Genomic DNA, 18,223 nt, shown 5'->3' on the forward strand with positions numbered 1-18,223 from the left:
TGTCGTCCTGGTGCCACAGTTCTCACTCGTTCATGCGACACGGTGTCCCTCGTTCGAGTGATCGCAGGGCGGGGCAATGCGACACTCCGCTCCAATACATCGCATGACGACGATGGCATCGACCGCCGCCGAACACAGTCGAACCTCCGCGCGATCGGCGCCGCGCCCCGACTTGGAGGTCGCGGTGGACGCGACCCTGGAACGGCTGATGCTCGCCGGGTCCGTGCGGTCGGCGTTCCTACCGCCGCACCGCACCGCGATCGAGGCCCGCGCGACCACCGAACCGGAGGCGTGGGTGCGCTGGTGGCGCCGGTTCGAACCGGCCAGGGAACGGCGCGACCTGTCGACCATACGCGGCATGATCCTGGGTCTGATGGCCGGCTACGGCCTCTCCCGGTTGATCGAGGGCATCCCCGAACGCAGCCTCACCCGGCGCGTGTGCGATGTCGTGATCGTGCTGAACCGGTTGAACGGCCAGGACGAACACGACCTCGTCCTCGACCTGGCGGGGCTCGTGTTGCGCCGACTGGAGACGGACGAAGCGCTCGCCGGCAACCCCAATCACTGGGCCTGGGACGCGGCGGAAGACCTGCGCGACCTGTCAGCCGGCCTCGAACAGCTTGCGTTCGGTGCCCGCTGATCCGGTCGTGACGTGTTTCGGCCCCCGACGCAACGGGATCTCCCGCAGCATCAACGCGAGCACGAAGCCGAGGATCGCGATCGGAACGGCCGCCAGGAACACCGCGTCGAGCGCGCCCGCGAATCCGGCCAACGTCGCCTCCCGCTGTTCCGCCGGCAATGCGTCGATCGCTTGCCGGGTGACCCCCATGCCGGTCTCGCCGGCATCGCTGCTCACGGTCCCGTCGGCCAGTTCGTGTGCGAACACCGCACCGAGCACGGCCGCGCCCAGGGCCGAACCGATCGAGCGCGCGAAGGAGTTCAGGCCGGTGGCCACGCCGATGTCCGACTGCTCGACCGAATTCTGCACCGCGAGTGTGGTCACCGGCCCGATCGTGCCGAGTCCGAATCCCAACACCATCAGCCCGATCAGCAGATGCCAGTACGGGCTGTTCGTGCCCAGCAGCGACAACACCACGAGCCCGGCTGCGGCGAGCACGGTGCCGATCAAGGGAAAGCGCTTGTACTTGCCGATCCGCGAGATCAGCCGGCCCGACAACGTCGAGCACACCATCATCGAGAGCATCATGGGCGCGAGCAGCAACCCCGACTCGGTCGGTCCATGACCGCGCACGATCTGCTGGTAGATCGGCAGGAACGTACTCATCCCGAGGGTCAGGCAACCGGTGACCATGGTCAGCGGGCACGCGACCCGCACGATCGTGTTGCGCGAGAGCAGCCGCAAGGGAATCAAGGGGTCGGCCGCACGCCGCTCGACCAATACGAAACCGGCGAGCGTGCCGACCGCCGTCACGGCCAGCACCAGGCTCGGTGCGGAGATCCAGGCGAACTGTGTCCCGCCCCAACTCGTGAACAGGATCAGGGCACTGGTTCCGCAGGTGAGCAGAGCGAGACCGGAGCCATCGAACGGACGCTTGGTGTAGGCCTTGCGCGGCAGTCTGAGCACCACGGACGTGACCATCAGCGCCACCGCACCCAGTGGGATGTTCACGTAGAACACCCATCGCCACGACAGAGCCTCTGTGAAGAAGCCGCCGATCAACGGCCCGCACACGGTCGAGAACGCGACCGTGGACGCGATGAAGCCCTGGTAGCGACCACGCTCGGCGGGCGGCACCAGGTCGCCGATGATGGCCTGCGCGTTGCTCATGAGCCCGCCGGCGCCGAGTCCCTGGACGGCCCGGAAGGCGATCAGCGCGCCCATCGACTGCGCGGTGCCGCACAACATCGAGCCGGCGAGGAACACCACGATGGCGAACTGGAACAGCCGCTTGCGGCCGTGGGCGTCGCCGAGCTTTCCGTACAGCGGGATCGAGACGGCCGTGGCGAGGGTGTACGCGGTGGTTACCCACGCCAGGTGTTCGAGCCCGCCGAGGTCGGCAACTATCGTCGGCATCGCCGTCGAGACGATGGTCGCGTCGAGCGATGCCAGCATGACGCCGAGCATCAACCCGCAGAAGACCAACAAGATCTGGCGGTGCGTCAGAGTAGGTGGGGCGGCGGAGCCCGCCCCCGAATCCTTCACATCGCTAAAAGCTAGGCTTGGTAATGAACCATGTCAATGATCCCCACCGGCCCGGCGTGCGATGTCCTCGGCGCGGCCGCCTACGCGGCACCGCTGCGCAGCTGCGCCACCACGCCGTCCACGCCCTCGCTGCGTAGCCGCTCGACCACGCGCACGCCATCCAGGCGGGTCTTCATGTCCTGCGGGGTCAGACCCCGCTCCAGGCACAGGGCCGCCAGCTTGTACTCGGTGGGCAGGATGCCGGCGGTCAGCCACGCCAGCACCTGAGCTGCCGTCATGTCCAACTGGGTCCAACTCGTCGCCATTGCATGCCGTTGTTCGGGCGTGGTCCGGGGGTCGATCTGCTTGATCACGCGACCGATGTCGAGAACGCGCGTAGCGTCTCGATTGGGTGCCGCCGTGGGGGTCGGCGCCGGGATGACCGCACGCGGCGCCGACTGCGCCTGACGGCGCTGCTGCTGCGGGGGCTGGTGTTGTCGATTGGACCGAGTCGGCGTCTCCGAGCTGCGCCGACGAGGCCGCCGACCGTCGAGAAGGTTGGCCAACATGGCCTGTTCGACGGCATCGAGATCTTCCACCACAGGTAGTCACCCTTCTGGAATCCGCGCCGTGCACAATCCGGTCATTCGCAGAGGAATGCCGCTGTTCGGCGCTCACAATCACACGCCGGGAGGGACGTGGACTGCGATGGTCTTGCCCATGTCGACCTTCGCTCACACACGCGACCGATCATCGAATCGTAGCGATATGACGAATCGTCAACCGTGCGCCCGTGTGCGCGCCGGTCAGTACGCTGAGGCGCGGCGCCGAAAGGGGTGACATGGGAACGGGATACGAGCGATCCTGCTGGTTCACCCTGCCCGCCCAACCGGCCTCGGTCGCTCAGGCCCGACGAGCTCTCGCGGACCATCTGACCTACTGGGGGCTGCCCTACGGGCACGACCTGGGGTACGCCCTCAAGCTGGTCGCCTCCGAGCTGATCACCAACTCCGTCGAACACGCGGCCGTACTGTCACCCGAGGTCTCGGTGACCTGTACGGTGCACGACGGCTGGCTGTGGTTGGGAGTACGCGACCGCCATCCCTATCGCCCGGTCGCCCTGTTGGAAACGGTCGACGACACCTCCGGCCGAGGCTTGCTGATCGTGCGCAACATCGTCACCGAACTCGGCGGCCAAATCCACATCGAGGCACACCCGGACGGCAAGACCCTGTGGGTGATCCTGCCGTGGCCGGTCGCCTGAGCTCCGCGCGCCGTCGTTGCCTTCCCTGCCCTCCCGACACTTCTCGCCTCGCGCCCCGTGACCTCCTCGGTTGAGGGTCGGCGATCTCCACGGCGCGCCGTTGGTCCTTCAGTGACTTCATTTGATCCTGACGGGGCCCAAGCCTCCGGAGCGCCACCGTAGGTCGGCATCAAGGACGAGCGCGCTGGCCACTGTCGTCATCACCCGATCGAGGGAAGATCAACGTCAACCGGTAGTAGCCGCCGCCGTTTTCTCCGCAGCGCGACATAGATACCCGCAGCCTGTACGAGGGCGGAACCAGCGTGCGACGGATCTCGCGGGTCGACGTCCAGGCAGCGACAAAGCCTCGCCGCACCGGCCGGGCAGCTGCGGGTGAGTGCGCGGACCGGAGCGAGGGGTCGCTCGGTTCGCCCGTCGATGCGTACGGCCCAGGGGCGTTCCCATCGTAACCGCAGGCGGACGTTGCGTGCTGACGATCAACGGAACGAGGGAATTACGGCGGCCATATTCGGCACCGGTACCCCGATCCATCGGAAATGGCGCAAACTCCTTGTGGGCGCGAGATGTACAACCTGTTCGACCTCGACCTCGACCTCGACCTCGACCTCGACCTCGACCTCGACCTCGACCACGCACATCGACGGCCGACGCAGGCCGGCGGACCCGCCACGGTCCGCTCGCCCCGACGGCGCATCCTCATCCGGGGAGCGCGAAACCGTACCGGAACCGCCTTGTCTGGTCTCTGGCATCGCACTTATGGAGGCATCCGTACCGTGGTGACGGGCTCTGCGGCCGCTAGGTGAGGACATCAGGGCAACGGGCCGGGCGGGCAGAGGGGTCGGTGACCGCCGACATCGCGGATCACGACAAGGGGTTGCCATCGCGCAAACCCCGCACACGGGAGCCCGATGCGGGACATGATTCTGATAACCGGCGGATTGCCGTACGGTGAACGTCCCTCGGAGCGGTGGCGAATGGGCCGCGTCCACGATTCGAACCGTCGCCCGACCCACGGCCGTGCAGACCAGGGGAGGTACGTACCGCACATGTCGACATCCGCGGAGGCGCTTCCGGAGCCGGCGCAACCGGGCATCCCTCGAAAGCCCACTCCGGGCCCGGCCGGGGACGAACCCTCGCCCGCGCGAGCCCATCCGACCCATCTCGAACCCGAACACCCGCGTCCCGGCGCGGTACTCGGCGCCGCACGACACATCGGCCCCGCCGACCACGTCTCGAGCGACCCACTGCTCGACCCCGCGCCCGCGCGTGCGGCCGACCACGCGGCCATCGAGAATCTACTGCGTTGCCGCATCCGCGAAAGCGGCACGGCGGTCCCGGTGAACGGGCCTTTACGGCTACCGTTGCCCGCGACCGCCAGCACCGTCGTCGCGCCGATCCTGTACCGCTCGGAAACCGGCATGCACCGCTTCGGGCCGATCCGACTGAGCAGCGGTGTCGCACTCGACGCAACGACGCTGGCTGTGCTGCTTGCGATCGAGGCGGCGCACGGGCGGGTCGGCTCAATCACCGCGATCGCCGACATGACCGATCGGGTGATCGACTCGACCCGGCGGATCGCACACCACCTCGCCGAGCGCCGCAAGGCGCCCGAGGACATTCCCGGGACGACGCCGTTCATGTGCACCGAGCAGTCGATCGTGCTCGGCCACCCGATGCATCCATCGCCGGCGTCCCGCCAGGGCATGTACGGACCCTCGTCGCCGCGCTACTCGCCGGAATTACGCGGTTCGTTCCCGCTGCACTGGTTCGCCGTCGATCCCTCCGTCGCGGTCCACGACGGCGATCTGGGGCGTCCCGTACCGGTCGTGCTCGCCGGGCTCGCCGAAGGTGATGTGAGCCTGCCACCGGGCATGGTCGCGCTGCCGGCGCACCCGTGGCAGGCCCGCGACGTGTTGGGCAGGCCCGGCGTCGCCGCCCTCCTGGAGCGTGGCCTGCTCCGCGACCTCGGCCCCGGCGGGCCCGCGTGGTCGGCAACGTCCTCGCTGCGCACTGTGTACCGCACCGGCGCGCCCGTCATGCTCAAGACCTCGCTCGGCGTCGAGATCACCAACTCCCGTCGGGAGAACCACCGCAGCGAACTGCGCCGAGGTCTCGCCGTGCACCGGATGCTCGACGCCGGCCTCAAGCGCGTCATGCACTCAGCCCACCCCGGCTTCGACGTGCTGCGCGATCTTGGTTGGATCGCCGTCGACATCCCCGGTGGTCGCGGCGAGTCGGGGCTCGAACTCGTGGTGCGGGACAACCCATTCGGGCCGCGCGATCGCGTGCACTGCATCGCGGGGCTGGCTGCGCCGCGCCCCGACCTGCCGCGGGGGAGGTCACTGCTCGCCGACGTGCTGTACACGCTCGCCGCGCGCACCGCGACGCCGCTGCGGGAGACCGCCGAATCGTGGTTCCGCCGCTACCTGGACGTACTGGTCGCACCGATCCTGTGGCTGCACGGCGAGTACGGCCTTGGGCTGGAGGCACATCAACAAAACACCCTGGTCGTACTGGACACGGACGGCCGACCGATCGGCGGGCGCTACCGCGGCAATCAGGGCTACTATTTCTCGGCCGAACGCGGTGCGCGGTTGGCCCGTTGGCTCCCCGGCGCGGGTCGGGACCTGGGCACGTGGTGCTCCGACCACGTGATCGACGAACGGCTCGGCTACTACCTCGCGATCAACAACGTACTCGGCCTTGTCGGCGCGATGGGTGCGCAAGGGCTGGCCGACGAAAAGGCGTTGATCGCGATCTTCCGCGACCGGCTTGTCCGCACGCGCGCGGATCACCCCGCCGGGCGCCCGCTCATGGACCGCCTCCTCGACGGTGCCACACTGCGGTGCAAGGCCAATCTGCTTACCCGTGTCGCGGGTATCGACGAACTCGAAGTTCCGTTGGAGACCCAGTCCGTCTACGTCGATATCCCCAACCCGATCGCGGACGTGCGCGGCTGAGCGGTTCTCGTACCACCACAGAGGAGACGGCACGGTGCGCGCGAACGTCACGGTCCTGGCGCTGCACCGGTACGAAGGTGAACCTCTGGAGTACGAGGACGCGGTCTGGATCGGGGACGGGGCCGGGCGGGGGTTCCTGCCGCCGGCCGGACCCGCGTGCAGGCGCGTCCGAGTGGACCGGCCGGGCGCGCTACGGGTTGCTCTGGCGGACGGCGCCGCGGAGAGCCTGCTTGCCCGACGCTGGGCCGAACTCCTGGTGCGGGCATGCGGCGCGGCGCCCACTCCGCTGCTGTGCGCAGGGACGGGCTTCGCCGACGTGCTGGCTCGTGCGGCGGGCCGATGGCCCGAGCTGACCAAGCGCTACCTGGTCGAGCGGGATCGACGCGGCATGCCCGTACAGCCTTACGAGCTGCGTAAGTTGGAGCGTGGGGCACATGCTTCCGCGGTGCTCGCCGCGCATATCGCGCCGCATCCGTGGCTGTCCGGACGGGGCCAATGGGCGGCCGCAGTGCTCGGTGACGCCTATCTCTTCCAGGTCCGCGGCGACCGACTCTGGCGGGTGTTTCCCACCTCACGACGGTCCGATGTCGCGACCAGCAACGGCGCGGACCCCGCCGCGGTGGCACGGCGGGTGCGGTGCGCGCGCGGTACCTGGACCGACCGTGATCTGCTGTACGTCGCCAACGACACGGCCGGCGCGTGGTTTCTGCGCACCGCGCTGGCAGGTGGGCGGCCTTGGGAGGAACTGCGCGAGCCTGCGGCGGGAAGCCCCCGCGAACTCGCCCGGTGGGCAGCCGCGCGACGGCGGGCGGGCATACTCGACAAGGGGGACCTCACGCTCGTGTGTATCGACCCTATGATCGGCCCGGCACGGACGCCTGGCGACCGGGGCGGGGGCCAGACCCTCACGCGAAACCATCCGCATACGTCCTCATTGCCGGCGGTCGGCCATTGAGCGGTCCGCAAACACCGCGACTCGATGGCTGAAGCGATCGATCGATCGCCTTCACCTCTCGTGACTGCGGCTGTGACCGTGACCGGCGCGGACGGCCTGACCGCCGCAGCGCGCCATACCGGTCCGCGGGATTGCGGGATGCCGTCGCAGAACAGCCGCGCCGCCTGCGACTACATGCGGTGCGGACCTTGTGGGCCTGCACCGAAGCGTCAAGCCGCGGGGGTGCGGCCGGGGTTGCCGAGAGGGTGGGATCAGCCGCCGACGGTCCCACTCCTTCAGGTCTTGTCGACGGCGATCAGCAAGTGCCCTGGTCCTCCCACACGCCCCACTGACCGGTCGTGCCCGGTGCCTCGCCCCGCGTCCACCATTTGGCACGCCACGTGTGGTTAGTCCACACGACGGTGTCGCCGTTCGTATACGTCATCGACTCGGTCCACGGCTTGGCCGCCGCGCACTTGGTGTGTAGCGGGACGTTCATCTCCTTGATCCACTGGTTGCGCCGGAAGTCGCGGGCCTTGATCGTCACCCGGTCGTTCGTGACCTCGACCTGGAGCCCGCTGTTCTCCAACCCGCTCAGCGCGCTCTCGCCGCCCGAACCGTTGTCGGTCCACTGGGTCTGAACCGCACCCGTGTCGACGACGGTGAAGCCCTCGAGGTTGCCGGTCCCGGGCACGACCTTGCGCACGGCCCAGTCGGACAGGTTCAAATCCCAGTGCGTGTGCGAGGTGAACAGCACGGCGTCCTTGTGGGCGCCCAGGATGTTCATGATTCGGTCGGCTTGGAGGTAGTCAGACTTGTAGAGATTGTTGCGCGTGCCCGAGACCGTTTCCGGCAAGACGTGATGCGAGAACACGAACGTCGGCTTGCCCTGCGACTCCCAGTAGTTCACCCGCTGCTCGAGCCAGGTCAGTTGCTCCTCGCTGAACCACACCTCGTCCCACTTGGTGGGGTCGCTGTACTTCATGTACTTCTCGGTGCCGAGAGAACGTGTTCGCCGGGTGCGGACGTGTGTTCAGGACCTGCTTCACCTGGTCGTACTCGGACTTGTAGCCGCGCGGGGTGATGTCGCCGTTGACGACGAGCGCGCCGCTGTTCGGGTTGGTCACCTTCATCTGGTCGAGCGCGCGGCCGAAGTCCGTGAGGTCGCCTTGCACGTCACTGACGACATTGAAGGACACCTTGGCAGGCGCGGTGGCGGGGCCCGCGCTCACGGGGCCGGAGGAGTGAGGAGCGGCAGGGCGGCTCTCGGCGTAGGCGGCGCCTGCGCCTGCCGTGAGGGCGAGCGCGGCGCACACGGCTGCGACGCGCCGATGTTTGTGAAAGCTGGTCATGGCGATCCTGGGGACGGAGGGGGATTGCGGGGACCCACCCATCACACCGGTTGGCCCCGACCGCCCGGCGGCCCGCAATGATCATGAAGGTGTCGAACGGCTGAAGGTCCTCACGAATCCGGCAAAGCGAGTCCCAAGTCGTCCACAAGGGCCGAGTTGTCCACAGATGGCATCCACCCACACCGCACCGCGGGCCGTGCAGACCAGGATCCGGGGATGGAAGAGGCCGTACGAGTCTTGCGGGGGTTGGCATGGCAGCACGACGGGGTCGTAATGCGGGAACAGGCGCTGTCCGCCGGAGTGTCCGGGCGGATGTGGCGCAGGCTCGTGAACGATGGGAGGGTGCGCGAACTCGCGCGCGGCGTTGGGCTCGTCGATGCCGATCGATGTGCGCTCTCCTCGCGCGGGCTGTTGCGCGCCGGACTTGCGGCCTATGGAGAGCGAGCCGTGGCCGTATTGCACAGTGCGGCCCACGTGCACGGGATGCGTGGCGTGCCGCGCGTGGAATCCGTGCACATCGCGATGCCCGATACCGCGTCGCGTCGTGGGGGGCCCGGCATCGTGGCCCATCGGCGACGGTTGCGGGCGGACGAGATCGTGATGGTGGACGGCTTTCCGGTGACGACGCCGGTGCGCACACTCGCCGATCTGGTGCCCAGGCTCCCACCCGAGGACGGACTGGCGGTCCTCGATTCGGCGCTGCATCTGGGCCTGGTCGAGGCGGCACAGTTGGAGGCGGTCGAGCGGGCGGCGGCGGGCCGGCCCGGGGTGCGGCAGGTGCGGCCGTTACTGGAGATCGCGGACGCGCGGGCCGAAAGCCCGTTGGAGTCGCGGGTGCGGCTCGACTGCGTTCGGGGCGGGGCCGCGCCGGACGAGCTGCAGCACGAGGTCGCACTGCCCGGCGGCGACCGGGCCCGCGTGGATCTCGCGTGGCTGACCGGGTTACGGCCGATCTTCGCGGAGGCGGACGGAGCAGACGTGCACTCGCGGCCCGACGCGCTGTTTCGCGACCGGTCCCGGGCCAACGAGCTGGCCCTCGTGGGCGCGCTCGTCCTGCGCTTCACCTGGCACGACACGCTCCGCCGGGGGAGGATCGCGGGGCTCGTGCGGCGGGCGTTCCAGTCGTGAGTCCCGCGACCGTGCCGACGCACTCAAAGGCGGCCCGACTATCCGGTGACGCGGACGCTCTCCAGCGCCAACAGGCGTTGCTTGCGTGGCAATCCGCCTGCGTAGCCGGTCAATGCGCCGTCGGCGCCGATCACCCGGTGACACGGGATGATGATGCTGATCGGGTTGCGACCGTTGGCGAGTCCGACCGCACGGGACGCCGTCGGCTGCCCGAGGAACCTCGTGGCCAGCGCACCGTAGGACATCGTGTGTCCGAACGGGATGGTGGTCAGGGCGGACCAGACCTTGAGCTGGAAGGCCGTGCCCGCCGGCGCCAACGGCAGGTCGAACTCGCGCAGTTCGCCGGCGAAGTAAGCGCTCAACTGCGCCTTCGCCTGAGTGAACGCACCGGGATCGGATACCCAGTCCGCGCCCGGCGTGGCCGCCATGTAGAGGGCGGTGAGCGACTGCCCGTCACCGATCATGAGCAATTCGCCGACCGGGGAGTCCATCCTCGCGTACCGGCGGGGGCCGTCGAGGGGGGCGTTGAACGCCGTGGGGGGCACGTTCGGGTCGGGCGTTTCGACGGTCTCGAACAGGGCGTCCTGGTTCATGCGACTTCCTTCACCGAGACGATGGATGCTGAGGACAGGCTTGCCCACAGGTGGTGCAACGCGTATGAGCGCCAAGGGGACCACGACTGCGCGGCCGAGACGGGGAGTCCCCAGCGCGCGAGTGCGTGCTTGACGCCGAGATCGGTCGGTAGGAACACGTCCGGATCGCCGAGTGCCCGCAGTCGAATGTACGACGCCGTCCAGGGTCCGATACCCGGAAGGGCCAAAAGTCCCGCCTCCGCCGCCCGACGGTCCACGCCCGGGTCGAGGCGCACCGCCCCGGACGCGAGCGCCCCGGTGAGTGCGAAGATCGCCTTCTTGCGCGCCTTGGGCATCGGTAGATCCGCCGGATCCGCGTCCGCCAACGCGGCCGCAGTCGGGAACGCGTGGGTGAGTCCGCCCTGCGGCGCGGCAAGCGGCTTGCCGTACAGGGAGGTCAGCCGACCTGCGACGGTGCGGGCGCCCGCGACCGAGACCTGCTGGCCGAGCACGGCTCGAACGGCGAGTTCGTCGGGGTCCACATGGCCCGGTGAACGCAGGCCGGGTGTGACGCGGACCAGTGCGCCCAGCCCGCCGTCGCCGAGCTCGGCGCCCCCGAGCGCCTCGTCCACGGCGAGCGGATCCGCGTCCAGGTCGAGCAAGCGCCGGCAGCGCTGGACGGCGGCGCCCAAGTCGCGCAGGTCGGTGAGGACAAGGCGGCACCACACCCACGAAGGGCCGGGCGAGAGCTCGACCACACCGGTGCCGTGTGGGAGCGACAGCACCCGACGGTAGGCGCCGTCCACGTACTCCTCCACGCCCGGCACCGCCCGCAGCCCCAGAAAGTCCAGCGCGTGCCCGAGTGCGATCGGCTCCCGGTAGGGCAGCCGCAGACGGATCTCGCCCGGTTCGACGGCCCGGGCGCCGGCCCGCCCACGCACCTCCGTGGGGGTGCGGCCGAACACCTCGCGGACGGTGTCGTTGAACTGCCGCACGCTTGCGAATCCAGCTGCGAACGCGACCTGCGCGATCTGCAGATCGGAGGTCTCCAGTAGGACCCTGGCCGTCTGCGCCCGCCGGGCGCGGGCGAGCGCCAGAGGGCCCGCGCCGACCTCGGCCATCAGCAGGCGGTTCAACTGGCGATCGCTGTACCCGAGCCGACCCGCGAGACCGCCGACGCCTTCGCGATCCACGACCCCGTCCGCGATCAGGCGCATGGCCCGCCCGACCACGTCGGCGCGGGCGTCCCACTCCGGCGAGCCCGGCGAGGTGTCCGGGCGGCAGCGTTTGCACGCCCGGAACCCCGCCGCCTGCGCGGCCGCCGCAGACGGGTAGAACCGCGCGTTCTCCCGCTTCGGCTTGACCGCCGGGCAACTCGGCCGGCAGTAGATGTCGGTGCTCGTGACCGCCATGTAGAACCAGCCATCGAACCGACCGTCCCGGCTGCTGCACGCTCGGTAGCACTGCTCGTCGTCCATCACGTCGACAAGTGTCACCCGTTCCCGTGGGAGTGGCCGGCGGAAATCGGACAGCACCGTGGCGCCGTCGTGGGGTCGTGAGCCGTGTCTACAACCCCCGAATCAGCCCGTTGCGGAAGAGGTCGACGAAGATGGCATGGTCGGCGCGGGCCCGTGCTCCGTACGTGTGCGCGAAGTCCACGAGTGAGGCCGTGAAGCCCTCCTCATCCCGCTCGATCGCCTCCAGGATCGCGTCCTCGGTCGAGAACGGAACCAGCGTGTGACCGCTTTCCTCGTCCGCGGCCGCGTGCATCGTCGCGGTGGCGCGGCCCAGGTATTCCACGACCTCCGCGATCGTGTCCACCTCGTTCAGGTCCGACCAGTCCAGGTCGTTCGCGTAGGGCGACACCTCGGCGACCAGCTGCCCGACCCCGTTGATGTCGGTGTAGCCGAGCCACGGGTCCGCGTGCGCCTGCAAGGCGCGCTGCGAGATGACGGTGCGATGACCTTCGTGTTCGAAGTAGGACCGCACCTGGGGATCGGTGACGTGGTGGCTCACCGACGGTGTTTGGCCCTGCTTCATGTACAGGATCACGTCGTTCTCCAGCGCCTCCGTGTTCCCCTCGATCAGCAGGTTGTACGAGGGCAGACCGGCGCTGCCGATGCCGACCCCGCGCCGACCCACGATGTCCTTGATGTCGTAGGTGTCCGGCCGCTGTCGGCTGGCGGGAGGCAACGTGTCGAGGTAACGCCGGAAGGCCTCCAGCACCGTTGCCTTGACGTCGTCCGACAACTCGAACGCGCCGCCGGACAGGGCGAAACGCCGTTCGTGGTCGACCACGACCGTCTGCGAGCGGAGCAATTCGATACGGGTCTGCAACCGGGCCTGCCGCAGCACCTCGAGCAGCGGCCCCTTGGTCGTCGCCAGTGTCAGTGCGGCATCCTGCGGCGTGGTCTTGTCGGTCAGCAGCCGGAGTTGGTCCAGGTAGGCCGCACCGTAACCGGTGACCAGGGCTGCGATCGTGTCGTCGCTGAGGGCTTTGCCGTGCCCGATCAGCGCGAGGCTCGCCGCGAAGCGCTTGACGTCCCACGTCCAGGGACCGACGTATGCCTCGTCGAAGTCGTTGACGTTGAACACGAGCTTGCCGTCCGCGTTCATGTATGTACCGAAGTTCTCCGCGTGCAGGTCGCCGTGGATCCATACCCGCGAGGTGCGCTCGTCCAGGAAGAGATCCTCACGGCCGTCGAGGTCGGCGTAGAACAGGCAGGCCGTGCCTCGGTAGAACGCGAACGCCGAGGATGCCATCTTGCGGAACTTCACCCGGAACGCGGCAGGGTCGCCGTCGATCAGTGCACCGAAGGCCCGTTCGAAGACTTCCAGGATGTGCCGGGCACGATCCTCGGGGTCCGCCGGGCCGTACTGCGTGTAGCCGCCCTCGAACCCCACGCCGCCCAGACCGATCCCTATGCCCTCGGCCATTGCGACCGCCTCCCTCGAAGTCTCCGCGGGGCCGGCAGGGCCCCGCCTCAGGATCCCAGACGGGGGAGCTGGGACGGCATCGAGCCCCCGGAGCGTGAGGGGGGAGTCAGAGGCGCCCGGGGGCTCGACATCCGGCGCCTGCCCGGCCGACGGCCAGTCATGCCCGGCAGGCACCGACGATGCTCAGGACCCTGACCTGCTTTCGGGAATCGACCTGGTGGGAACGCCCGATGGGGGGATGAATCCGGTTCCGTTCTCCGACCACGCCCCTCCCGGAATCGCCGTGGAGGGCGCGGTTGTCGGCGGCGGGATTTCGTTCTTCTGCTGGTGAAACGGGGACTGGTACTTGATGGCGGGCGGGGTGTTCGCCGCCATTTTGTTGGCGTCCGCTGACACCCACACCTGCCAGACCGGGGCGAGCGCGATCGAGCGCAGCCAGTCCATCGACAGGAGCGGCGTATCGCGGCCGATGTCCCCCTTTTCTTCGCGGGAGGCAATCTCGTCGACCGTGATGACGACACCGTCGTGACGCACGATCCGAACGGACCACTCCTTGGGTCCTCTTCCCGAAGGGCCGGCCTTGCCGTCGGCACGGTTCTCCGGCGTGTCCGGCGCCGCGGGGTAGACCCAGTCCCGCCGCTCCACCATCCGACTGCCGTCCGGAGTCCTGTAGTCCAGGCACTCGGCGTTGGTGCTGCCTTGCGAGTGCAGACACCCCACGTCGTCAGCCCTTTCGGCGGTCTGCTGCACCGACACCGAGATCAGACTGGGTCCGGTGGAGTCCTCCAGGACCAACGACACCGTGGCGCCGGCGCTGTACACGTTTGCGGTCGTCATATCGGTGTTGTCAGCCCCGGTGATCTGAGTGCGTGCCACGCCCGCCGGCAACAGCGGCAGAAGCGAATGCAGCAGCAGCGGCGGCAGCACGGGCGTCATCCCCGACGGAACGGACAGCGTCGGCCGAGACTTGGGCAGCCCCGGGGTGGCGGGTGACACGGGCGCCTCCGCCGTCGGACTCGCCGGCCCCGCCACCTGTCCGGGGCCGCCGTCGGTTCGGTCCGAGACGACGAGCAGGGCTGTTCCCGCCACGGCCAGCACCGCCGCAGTCGACACGCCCACCTGGACGCGTCGTACCAGCTTCATTCGTCTACCTCGGGCGACACCGCCCAAGACCAATCCCGCCGGGGGGACCAACCCCGACGCCGACGCCCGCATCGCGGCCGCCAGTTCCTTTTCGTCAGACCCCATAGACCTACTGTCTCCTCGCCATCCGTGCCATCCGTGTGAACGCAGGTCGTACTGCTCACCAGCCGTACGGCCGTACCGGCGGTGTACTCAGTGACTCCTCATGCGGCGGAGAGCCAGCCGGACTCGCTTCCGAGCACGCCCCGCAACTTCTCCAGCGCCCGCATCGACCTGCTCCGCACGGCCCCCTCGGACACGCCCATCTGTCGCGCCGTTTGCTCGACGCTCAGGTCCTCCCAGTACCGCAGGACCAGCACCGCCCGGTCCTTGGGCGGCAGTTCAGCCAGACTCTTCAGGAGCGTCAACCGCAGCGCCTGGTCCTCCTCGGGCCCGGAGCCCTCCGGCAAATCGGCGTAGGGCTGCTCGGTGCTGCTCAGCCTGCGTCGGTGGGACAGATAGGTGCGCGTCAGCACGGTGCGCGCGTACGCCTCCGGGCTGTCCGCCCGACTGACCCGCTTCCAGGCCCGGTACAACTTGCCCAGCGTCGTCTGCACGAGGTCCTCGGCGAGATGCCAATCGCCACACAGGAGCCACGCCGTCCGGAACAGCCGACCGCTGCACGCGTTGGCGAACTCCAGGAAATCGGCCGGCTCAGCGTCGAAGCCCGCCATAGACCCTCCTCGTCCCTACGCGCCCTCGCGCGTACCCATCCCATAGACGCGGCAGACCCCCCGACACGTCACAACTTCCGGCCGAGAATACGTATGTGCAGCTCATGGTCCATTCGAGGGGTTCACCAAGGGATCCGCGCGCCGGCCCGTAGCCTGGGCCGGGATCGATCACCATCGATCCCGCAGCCCCCACCACCCGGAACCCGGCACGGGGGATACGAAACAAGCCAGGGGAGTCGACGTGACGTCGGTTGACAACGATGTGGACCGTTTCAGCGCGAAGACCCGCGACTGGGTGGACGAGGCAATCCGCAAGGTGAGCGCCGACGCCAACCGTTCCGCCGACACACACCTGCTCGCCTACCCGCTGCCCACGGAGTGGGGTATCGACCTCTACCTCAAGGACGAGTCGACCCATCCCACCGGCTCGCTCAAACACCGCCTGGCACGCTCGCTCTTCCTGTACGCCCTGTGCAACGGGTGGATCGAGGAGGGCACCACCGTGATCGAGGCGTCCTCGGGTTCGACGGCCGTCTCGGAGGCGTACTTCGCCAACCAGATCGGCTTGCCCTTCGTCGCGGTCATGCCCGCCATCACCAGCCCCGAGAAGATCGAGCTGATCGAGTTCCACGGCGGTCGATGTCACCTGGTTCAGGACGCCGCCACGGTGTACGAGGTCTCGCGTGACCTCGCGACGGAGACCGGCGGGCACTTCATGGACCAGTTCACCTACGCCGAGCGTGCCACCGACTGGCGGGGCAACAACAACATCGCCGAGTCGGTGTTCGAGCAGATGTCGCAGGAGCGGCATCCCATCCCCGAGTGGATTGTTGTCGGAGCCGGTACCGGTGGTACGAGCGCGACCATGGGCCGCTACGTCCGTTACCGCCGACACCACTCCAAGATCTGCGTCGTGGACCCCGAGAACTCCGCTTTCTTCGACGGATGGCGCACGCACGATCCGGCGTACGCCGAGGCGTGTTCGTCGCGGATCGAGGGCATCGGCCGACCTCGGGTCGAGGCCAGCTTCATGCCGAACATCGTCGACCGGATGATCAAGGTCTCCGATGCCGCGTCGGTCGCCGCGATGCGTGACCTGCACCGGCGCACCGGACACAAGGCCGGCGGCTCGACCGGCACCAACCTGTGGGGTGCCCTGCGCCTGGTGGCCGAGATGCGCGCCGCAGGTCGGACCGGCTCGGTGGTGACGCTGCTGTGCGATGGCGGCGAGCGCTACGCGCATTCGTATTACTCGGACGAGTGGCTCGCGCGACAGAGCCTGGATCTCGGCGCGTACGAAGACACGTTGCGACACTTCCATGCGACGAGCGAATGGCGCTGATCGAGCGGCCTTAGGCTGGGTGCCGCAGGTCAACGAGGAGGAGCACAGGATGAGTGGGGCGGGAAACGTCGTCTTCGACAAGCGTGAGCAGTTGGAGAAGATCCAGAGCGGGCTGCTACCGGGCGAGCAGATCATCGCGGTCTACGACGCCAAGGGCGTCGGTACCGGGTTCATCGGTCTGACCGACCGGCGCGCGATCATCCAGGACAACAGTTTCGTCGGCAAGAAGATCGCGATCACCTCCTTGCCCTATTCGAAGATCAGCAGCGTGAGCATGGTCTCCAACAAGAGCTTCACCGGCTCGTACCTGAGTTCCAGCGAAATAGCGATCCACGTCGGCACGCAGACTTACAGCGTGGAGTTCCGCAGCGACGACAAGGGCCGTCACGTCCACGACGTGATCCTGCACTACATCATCATGCGCTGAGCGGGCGGATCGAAGCGTTCGGGCATCGATTCGGTGCTCCCGTGCTCCCATCCTCACCGAGTGGCCGGGGCGAGTCCGCGCAGCGGCAGTCCCGCCGCGCGGTAGATCGCGTCCATGACGCGCAGCGTCGGCACCGCGTCGACCGCGGGCGTCAGCGTTGGCTCGCCGAGGCGGATCGCGTCCGCGAACGCCTGCAACTGCAGGCGGTACGTCGGCGTCCTCGCCGCCTCGCCCAGGTGTTCGCGCCGCTTGAGCTTGCCCGTGTGCACGGTGAACCGATGTGGCAGGTGCGGCATCAAATAATTCAGCACGCGCATCTCGCCCCGGGTGCCCACGACGTGTGCGTGCATGTCCAGCACCCGTCGAGACAACATCGACGCGTGCACGGTGCCCGCCGCACCGCCCGGTAGCCGCAGACGGGCGGACATCGCGCGATCCACCCGCCGGTCCTTGCGAATCGTCAGCGCGTGCGCGTCCAGCACCTCGATTGGGCTGGTTTCCTCGTCGCCCGCGAGCAGCCGCATCAGGTGTACGGCGTAGCAGCCACCATCCATCAGCGACCCGCCCGCGAGGTCGTAGCGGTAGCGGATGTCGCCGAGCAGCGGCAACGGGAAGCACATCGACGTGGTGATGCGGCGGATCTCGCCCAACTCGCCGTCGTCCAGGATCTCGCGCATGCGGCCCGCGAGTGGGTGATACCGGTAGTGGAACGCTTCCATCGCGATCAGGCCGGCGCGCGCCGCGGCGTTCGCGATCTCCTGCGCCTGGGCCTGGTTGGCCGCCATCGGCTTCTCGCACAACACGTGCTTGCCGGCTTCCAGCGCCCGGATCGTCCAGTGCGCGTGCAGCCCGTTGGGTAGCGGGATGTACACCGCGTCCAACTCCGGATCCTCGATCAGGGCGGCGTAGTCCGCGTGCACGCGCGGGATGCCCTGGCGCCGAGCGAAGGCGTCCGCACGGGCCGCGTCGCGGGCGGCGATCGCGGCGACCTGTACCTCGGGAATCAGCCGTGCGGGCTTGACCAGGGCGGCCGGCGCGATGCGAGCCGCGCCCAATACGCCGATCCGGATCCGCTTCATGGCGTCATCCCCCTCGTCGCCATCCCACCCGACGCGCTCGTATTCCGAGCGCCTGCTCCGGGCCACTTGCCGGACCCACTCGCTGGGTTGTGCCGGACTCGCTGCCCCGCATGTTAGGGGCGCACGCGTGTGTGTGGGGGAGATCGCTCGGAGGAATCCGCGGGCGACGGGTCGGCCCGTGTGTGGCGGGTACCCGCACGGACGAGTCGGGGCCTAGACTAGACTTGTC

The 18,223-nt window shown here is 68.6% G+C and carries 17 protein-coding genes; 7 read left to right on the forward strand and 10 right to left on the reverse strand.

The window, feature by feature from the left end; genetic code table 11:
* Positions 1–103 precede the first annotated feature (103 nt).
* Positions 104–640: a hypothetical protein gene (locus tag ABZS54_RS01585; RefSeq protein WP_355529504.1), complete on the forward strand. Its 537-nt coding sequence runs from the start codon at positions 104–106 to the stop codon at positions 638–640.
* Here the strand turns inward: ABZS54_RS01585 and ABZS54_RS01590 are convergent.
* Both ABZS54_RS01590 and ABZS54_RS01595 read right to left on the reverse strand, forming a co-directional pair.
* Positions 602–2,164: an MDR family MFS transporter gene (locus ABZS54_RS01590; protein ID WP_355529507.1), complete on the reverse strand. Its 1,563-nt coding sequence runs from the start codon at positions 2,162–2,164 to the stop codon at positions 602–604. The two genes, ABZS54_RS01585 and ABZS54_RS01590, sit on opposite strands and share 39 nt — an antisense overlap.
* Positions 2,165–2,244: 80 nt before the next feature.
* The gene (locus ABZS54_RS01595) at positions 2,245–2,517 is read right to left on the reverse strand and encodes a hypothetical protein (protein ID WP_355529510.1); all 273 of its coding nucleotides are present in this window, start codon (positions 2,515–2,517) and stop codon (positions 2,245–2,247) included.
* Positions 2,518–2,984: 467 nt separating this feature from the next.
* Here ABZS54_RS01595 and ABZS54_RS01600 point away from each other — a divergent pair, with 467 nt between their 5' ends.
* Positions 2,985–3,407: an ATP-binding protein gene (locus ABZS54_RS01600; RefSeq protein WP_355529513.1), complete on the forward strand. Its 423-nt coding sequence runs from the start codon at positions 2,985–2,987 to the stop codon at positions 3,405–3,407.
* A 476-nt stretch (positions 3,408–3,883) separates the two neighbouring features.
* Here the strand turns inward: ABZS54_RS01600 and ABZS54_RS01605 are convergent, their stop codons facing one another.
* Positions 3,884–4,156 (reverse strand): hypothetical protein, encoded by a 273-nt coding sequence (locus ABZS54_RS01605; protein ID WP_355529516.1) that lies wholly within the window; start codon positions 4,154–4,156, stop codon positions 3,884–3,886.
* A gap of 297 nt (positions 4,157–4,453) precedes the next feature.
* On the opposite strand from ABZS54_RS01605, the gene ABZS54_RS01610 reads away from it, so the two are divergent.
* Entirely contained in the window at positions 4,454–6,367 is a 1,914-nt protein-coding gene (locus ABZS54_RS01610; protein ID WP_355529519.1) for an IucA/IucC family protein, read from the forward strand.
* A 34-nt stretch (positions 6,368–6,401) separates the two neighbouring features.
* On the forward strand, positions 6,402–7,322 hold the full coding sequence (locus ABZS54_RS01615) for a hypothetical protein (protein ID WP_355529522.1): 921 nt from the start codon (positions 6,402–6,404) through the stop codon (positions 7,320–7,322).
* A 295-nt stretch (positions 7,323–7,617) separates the two neighbouring features.
* Here ABZS54_RS01615 and ABZS54_RS01620 read toward each other — a convergent pair whose 3' ends face one another.
* Positions 7,618–8,286 carry a DUF4073 domain-containing protein gene (locus ABZS54_RS01620; RefSeq protein ID WP_355529525.1) on the reverse strand — a complete coding sequence of 223 codons (669 nt, stop codon included), beginning with the start codon at positions 8,284–8,286 and terminating at the stop codon, positions 7,618–7,620.
* A gap of 583 nt (positions 8,287–8,869) precedes the next feature.
* On the opposite strand from ABZS54_RS01620, the gene ABZS54_RS01625 reads away from it, so the two are divergent.
* Positions 8,870–9,781 (forward strand): type IV toxin-antitoxin system AbiEi family antitoxin, encoded by a 912-nt coding sequence (locus tag ABZS54_RS01625; RefSeq protein WP_355529528.1) that lies wholly within the window; start codon positions 8,870–8,872, stop codon positions 9,779–9,781.
* Between the two features lie 38 nt (positions 9,782–9,819).
* Here ABZS54_RS01625 and ABZS54_RS01630 read toward each other — a convergent pair whose 3' ends face one another.
* The 5 genes from ABZS54_RS01630 to ABZS54_RS01650 form a co-directional block, all read right to left on the reverse strand.
* Positions 9,820–10,374 (reverse strand): methylated-DNA--[protein]-cysteine S-methyltransferase, encoded by a 555-nt coding sequence (locus tag ABZS54_RS01630; RefSeq protein WP_355529531.1) that lies wholly within the window; start codon positions 10,372–10,374, stop codon positions 9,820–9,822.
* Positions 10,371–11,831, reverse strand: a complete 1,461-nt coding sequence (locus ABZS54_RS01635; RefSeq protein ID WP_355529640.1) for an AlkA N-terminal domain-containing protein — start codon at positions 11,829–11,831, stop codon at positions 10,371–10,373. The genes ABZS54_RS01630 and ABZS54_RS01635 overlap by 4 nt, the downstream gene beginning before the upstream one ends.
* Before the next feature lie 88 nt (positions 11,832–11,919).
* Positions 11,920–13,290: a DUF2252 domain-containing protein gene (locus tag ABZS54_RS01640; RefSeq protein ID WP_355529534.1), complete on the reverse strand. Its 1,371-nt coding sequence runs from the start codon at positions 13,288–13,290 to the stop codon at positions 11,920–11,922.
* Positions 13,291–13,473: 183 nt separating this feature from the next.
* Positions 13,474–14,409: a hypothetical protein gene (locus tag ABZS54_RS01645; RefSeq protein ID WP_355529537.1), complete on the reverse strand. Its 936-nt coding sequence runs from the start codon at positions 14,407–14,409 to the stop codon at positions 13,474–13,476.
* A gap of 227 nt (positions 14,410–14,636) precedes the next feature.
* Complete coding sequence (locus ABZS54_RS01650; protein ID WP_020554093.1) at positions 14,637–15,146, reverse strand: SigE family RNA polymerase sigma factor; 510 nt, start codon at positions 15,144–15,146, stop codon at positions 14,637–14,639.
* Between the two features lie 241 nt (positions 15,147–15,387).
* Between ABZS54_RS01650 and ABZS54_RS01655 the strand changes: the two genes are divergently transcribed.
* Positions 15,388–16,488: a PLP-dependent cysteine synthase family protein gene (locus ABZS54_RS01655; RefSeq protein ID WP_355529540.1), complete on the forward strand. Its 1,101-nt coding sequence runs from the start codon at positions 15,388–15,390 to the stop codon at positions 16,486–16,488.
* Between the two features lie 49 nt (positions 16,489–16,537).
* Positions 16,538–16,915: a PH domain-containing protein gene (locus tag ABZS54_RS01660; protein ID WP_355529543.1), complete on the forward strand. Its 378-nt coding sequence runs from the start codon at positions 16,538–16,540 to the stop codon at positions 16,913–16,915.
* Positions 16,916–16,968: 53 nt separating this feature from the next.
* Here ABZS54_RS01660 and ABZS54_RS01665 read toward each other — a convergent pair whose 3' ends face one another.
* Positions 16,969–17,994, reverse strand: a complete 1,026-nt coding sequence (locus tag ABZS54_RS01665) for a Gfo/Idh/MocA family oxidoreductase (protein ID WP_355529546.1) — start codon at positions 17,992–17,994, stop codon at positions 16,969–16,971.
* Positions 17,995–18,223: the final 229 nt, after the last annotated feature.

It is taken from the genome of Embleya sp. NPDC005575 (assembly GCF_040605455.1).
Classification (GTDB): domain Bacteria; phylum Actinomycetota; class Actinomycetes; order Streptomycetales; family Streptomycetaceae; genus Embleya.

Bases quoted from the DNA above. Each gene is read 5' to 3' on its own strand.
- ABZS54_RS01600 (WP_355529513.1), top strand. From the start codon at position 2,985: ATGGGAACGGGATACGAGCGATCCTGCTGGTTCACCCTGCCCGCCCAA.
- ABZS54_RS01665 (WP_355529546.1), bottom strand. From the start codon at position 17,994: ATGAAGCGGATCCGGATCGGCGTATTGGGCGCGGCTCGCATCGCGCCG.
- ABZS54_RS01585 (WP_355529504.1), top strand. From the start codon at position 104: ATGACGACGATGGCATCGACCGCCGCCGAACACAGTCGAACCTCCGCG.
- ABZS54_RS01620 (WP_355529525.1), bottom strand. From the start codon at position 8,286: ATGAAGTACAGCGACCCCACCAAGTGGGACGAGGTGTGGTTCAGCGAG.
- ABZS54_RS01625 (WP_355529528.1), top strand. From the start codon at position 8,870: ATGGAAGAGGCCGTACGAGTCTTGCGGGGGTTGGCATGGCAGCACGAC.
- ABZS54_RS01635 (WP_355529640.1), bottom strand. From the start codon at position 11,831: ATGGACGACGAGCAGTGCTACCGAGCGTGCAGCAGCCGGGACGGTCGG.
- ABZS54_RS01610 (WP_355529519.1), top strand. From the start codon at position 4,454: ATGTCGACATCCGCGGAGGCGCTTCCGGAGCCGGCGCAACCGGGCATC.
- ABZS54_RS01650 (WP_020554093.1), bottom strand. From the start codon at position 15,146: ATGGCGGGCTTCGACGCTGAGCCGGCCGATTTCCTGGAGTTCGCCAAC.
- ABZS54_RS01640 (WP_355529534.1), bottom strand. From the start codon at position 13,290: ATGGCCGAGGGCATAGGGATCGGTCTGGGCGGCGTGGGGTTCGAGGGC.
- ABZS54_RS01630 (WP_355529531.1), bottom strand. From the start codon at position 10,374: ATGAACCAGGACGCCCTGTTCGAGACCGTCGAAACGCCCGACCCGAAC.
- ABZS54_RS01660 (WP_355529543.1), top strand. From the start codon at position 16,538: ATGAGTGGGGCGGGAAACGTCGTCTTCGACAAGCGTGAGCAGTTGGAG.
- ABZS54_RS01605 (WP_355529516.1), bottom strand. From the start codon at position 4,156: ATGCCAGAGACCAGACAAGGCGGTTCCGGTACGGTTTCGCGCTCCCCG.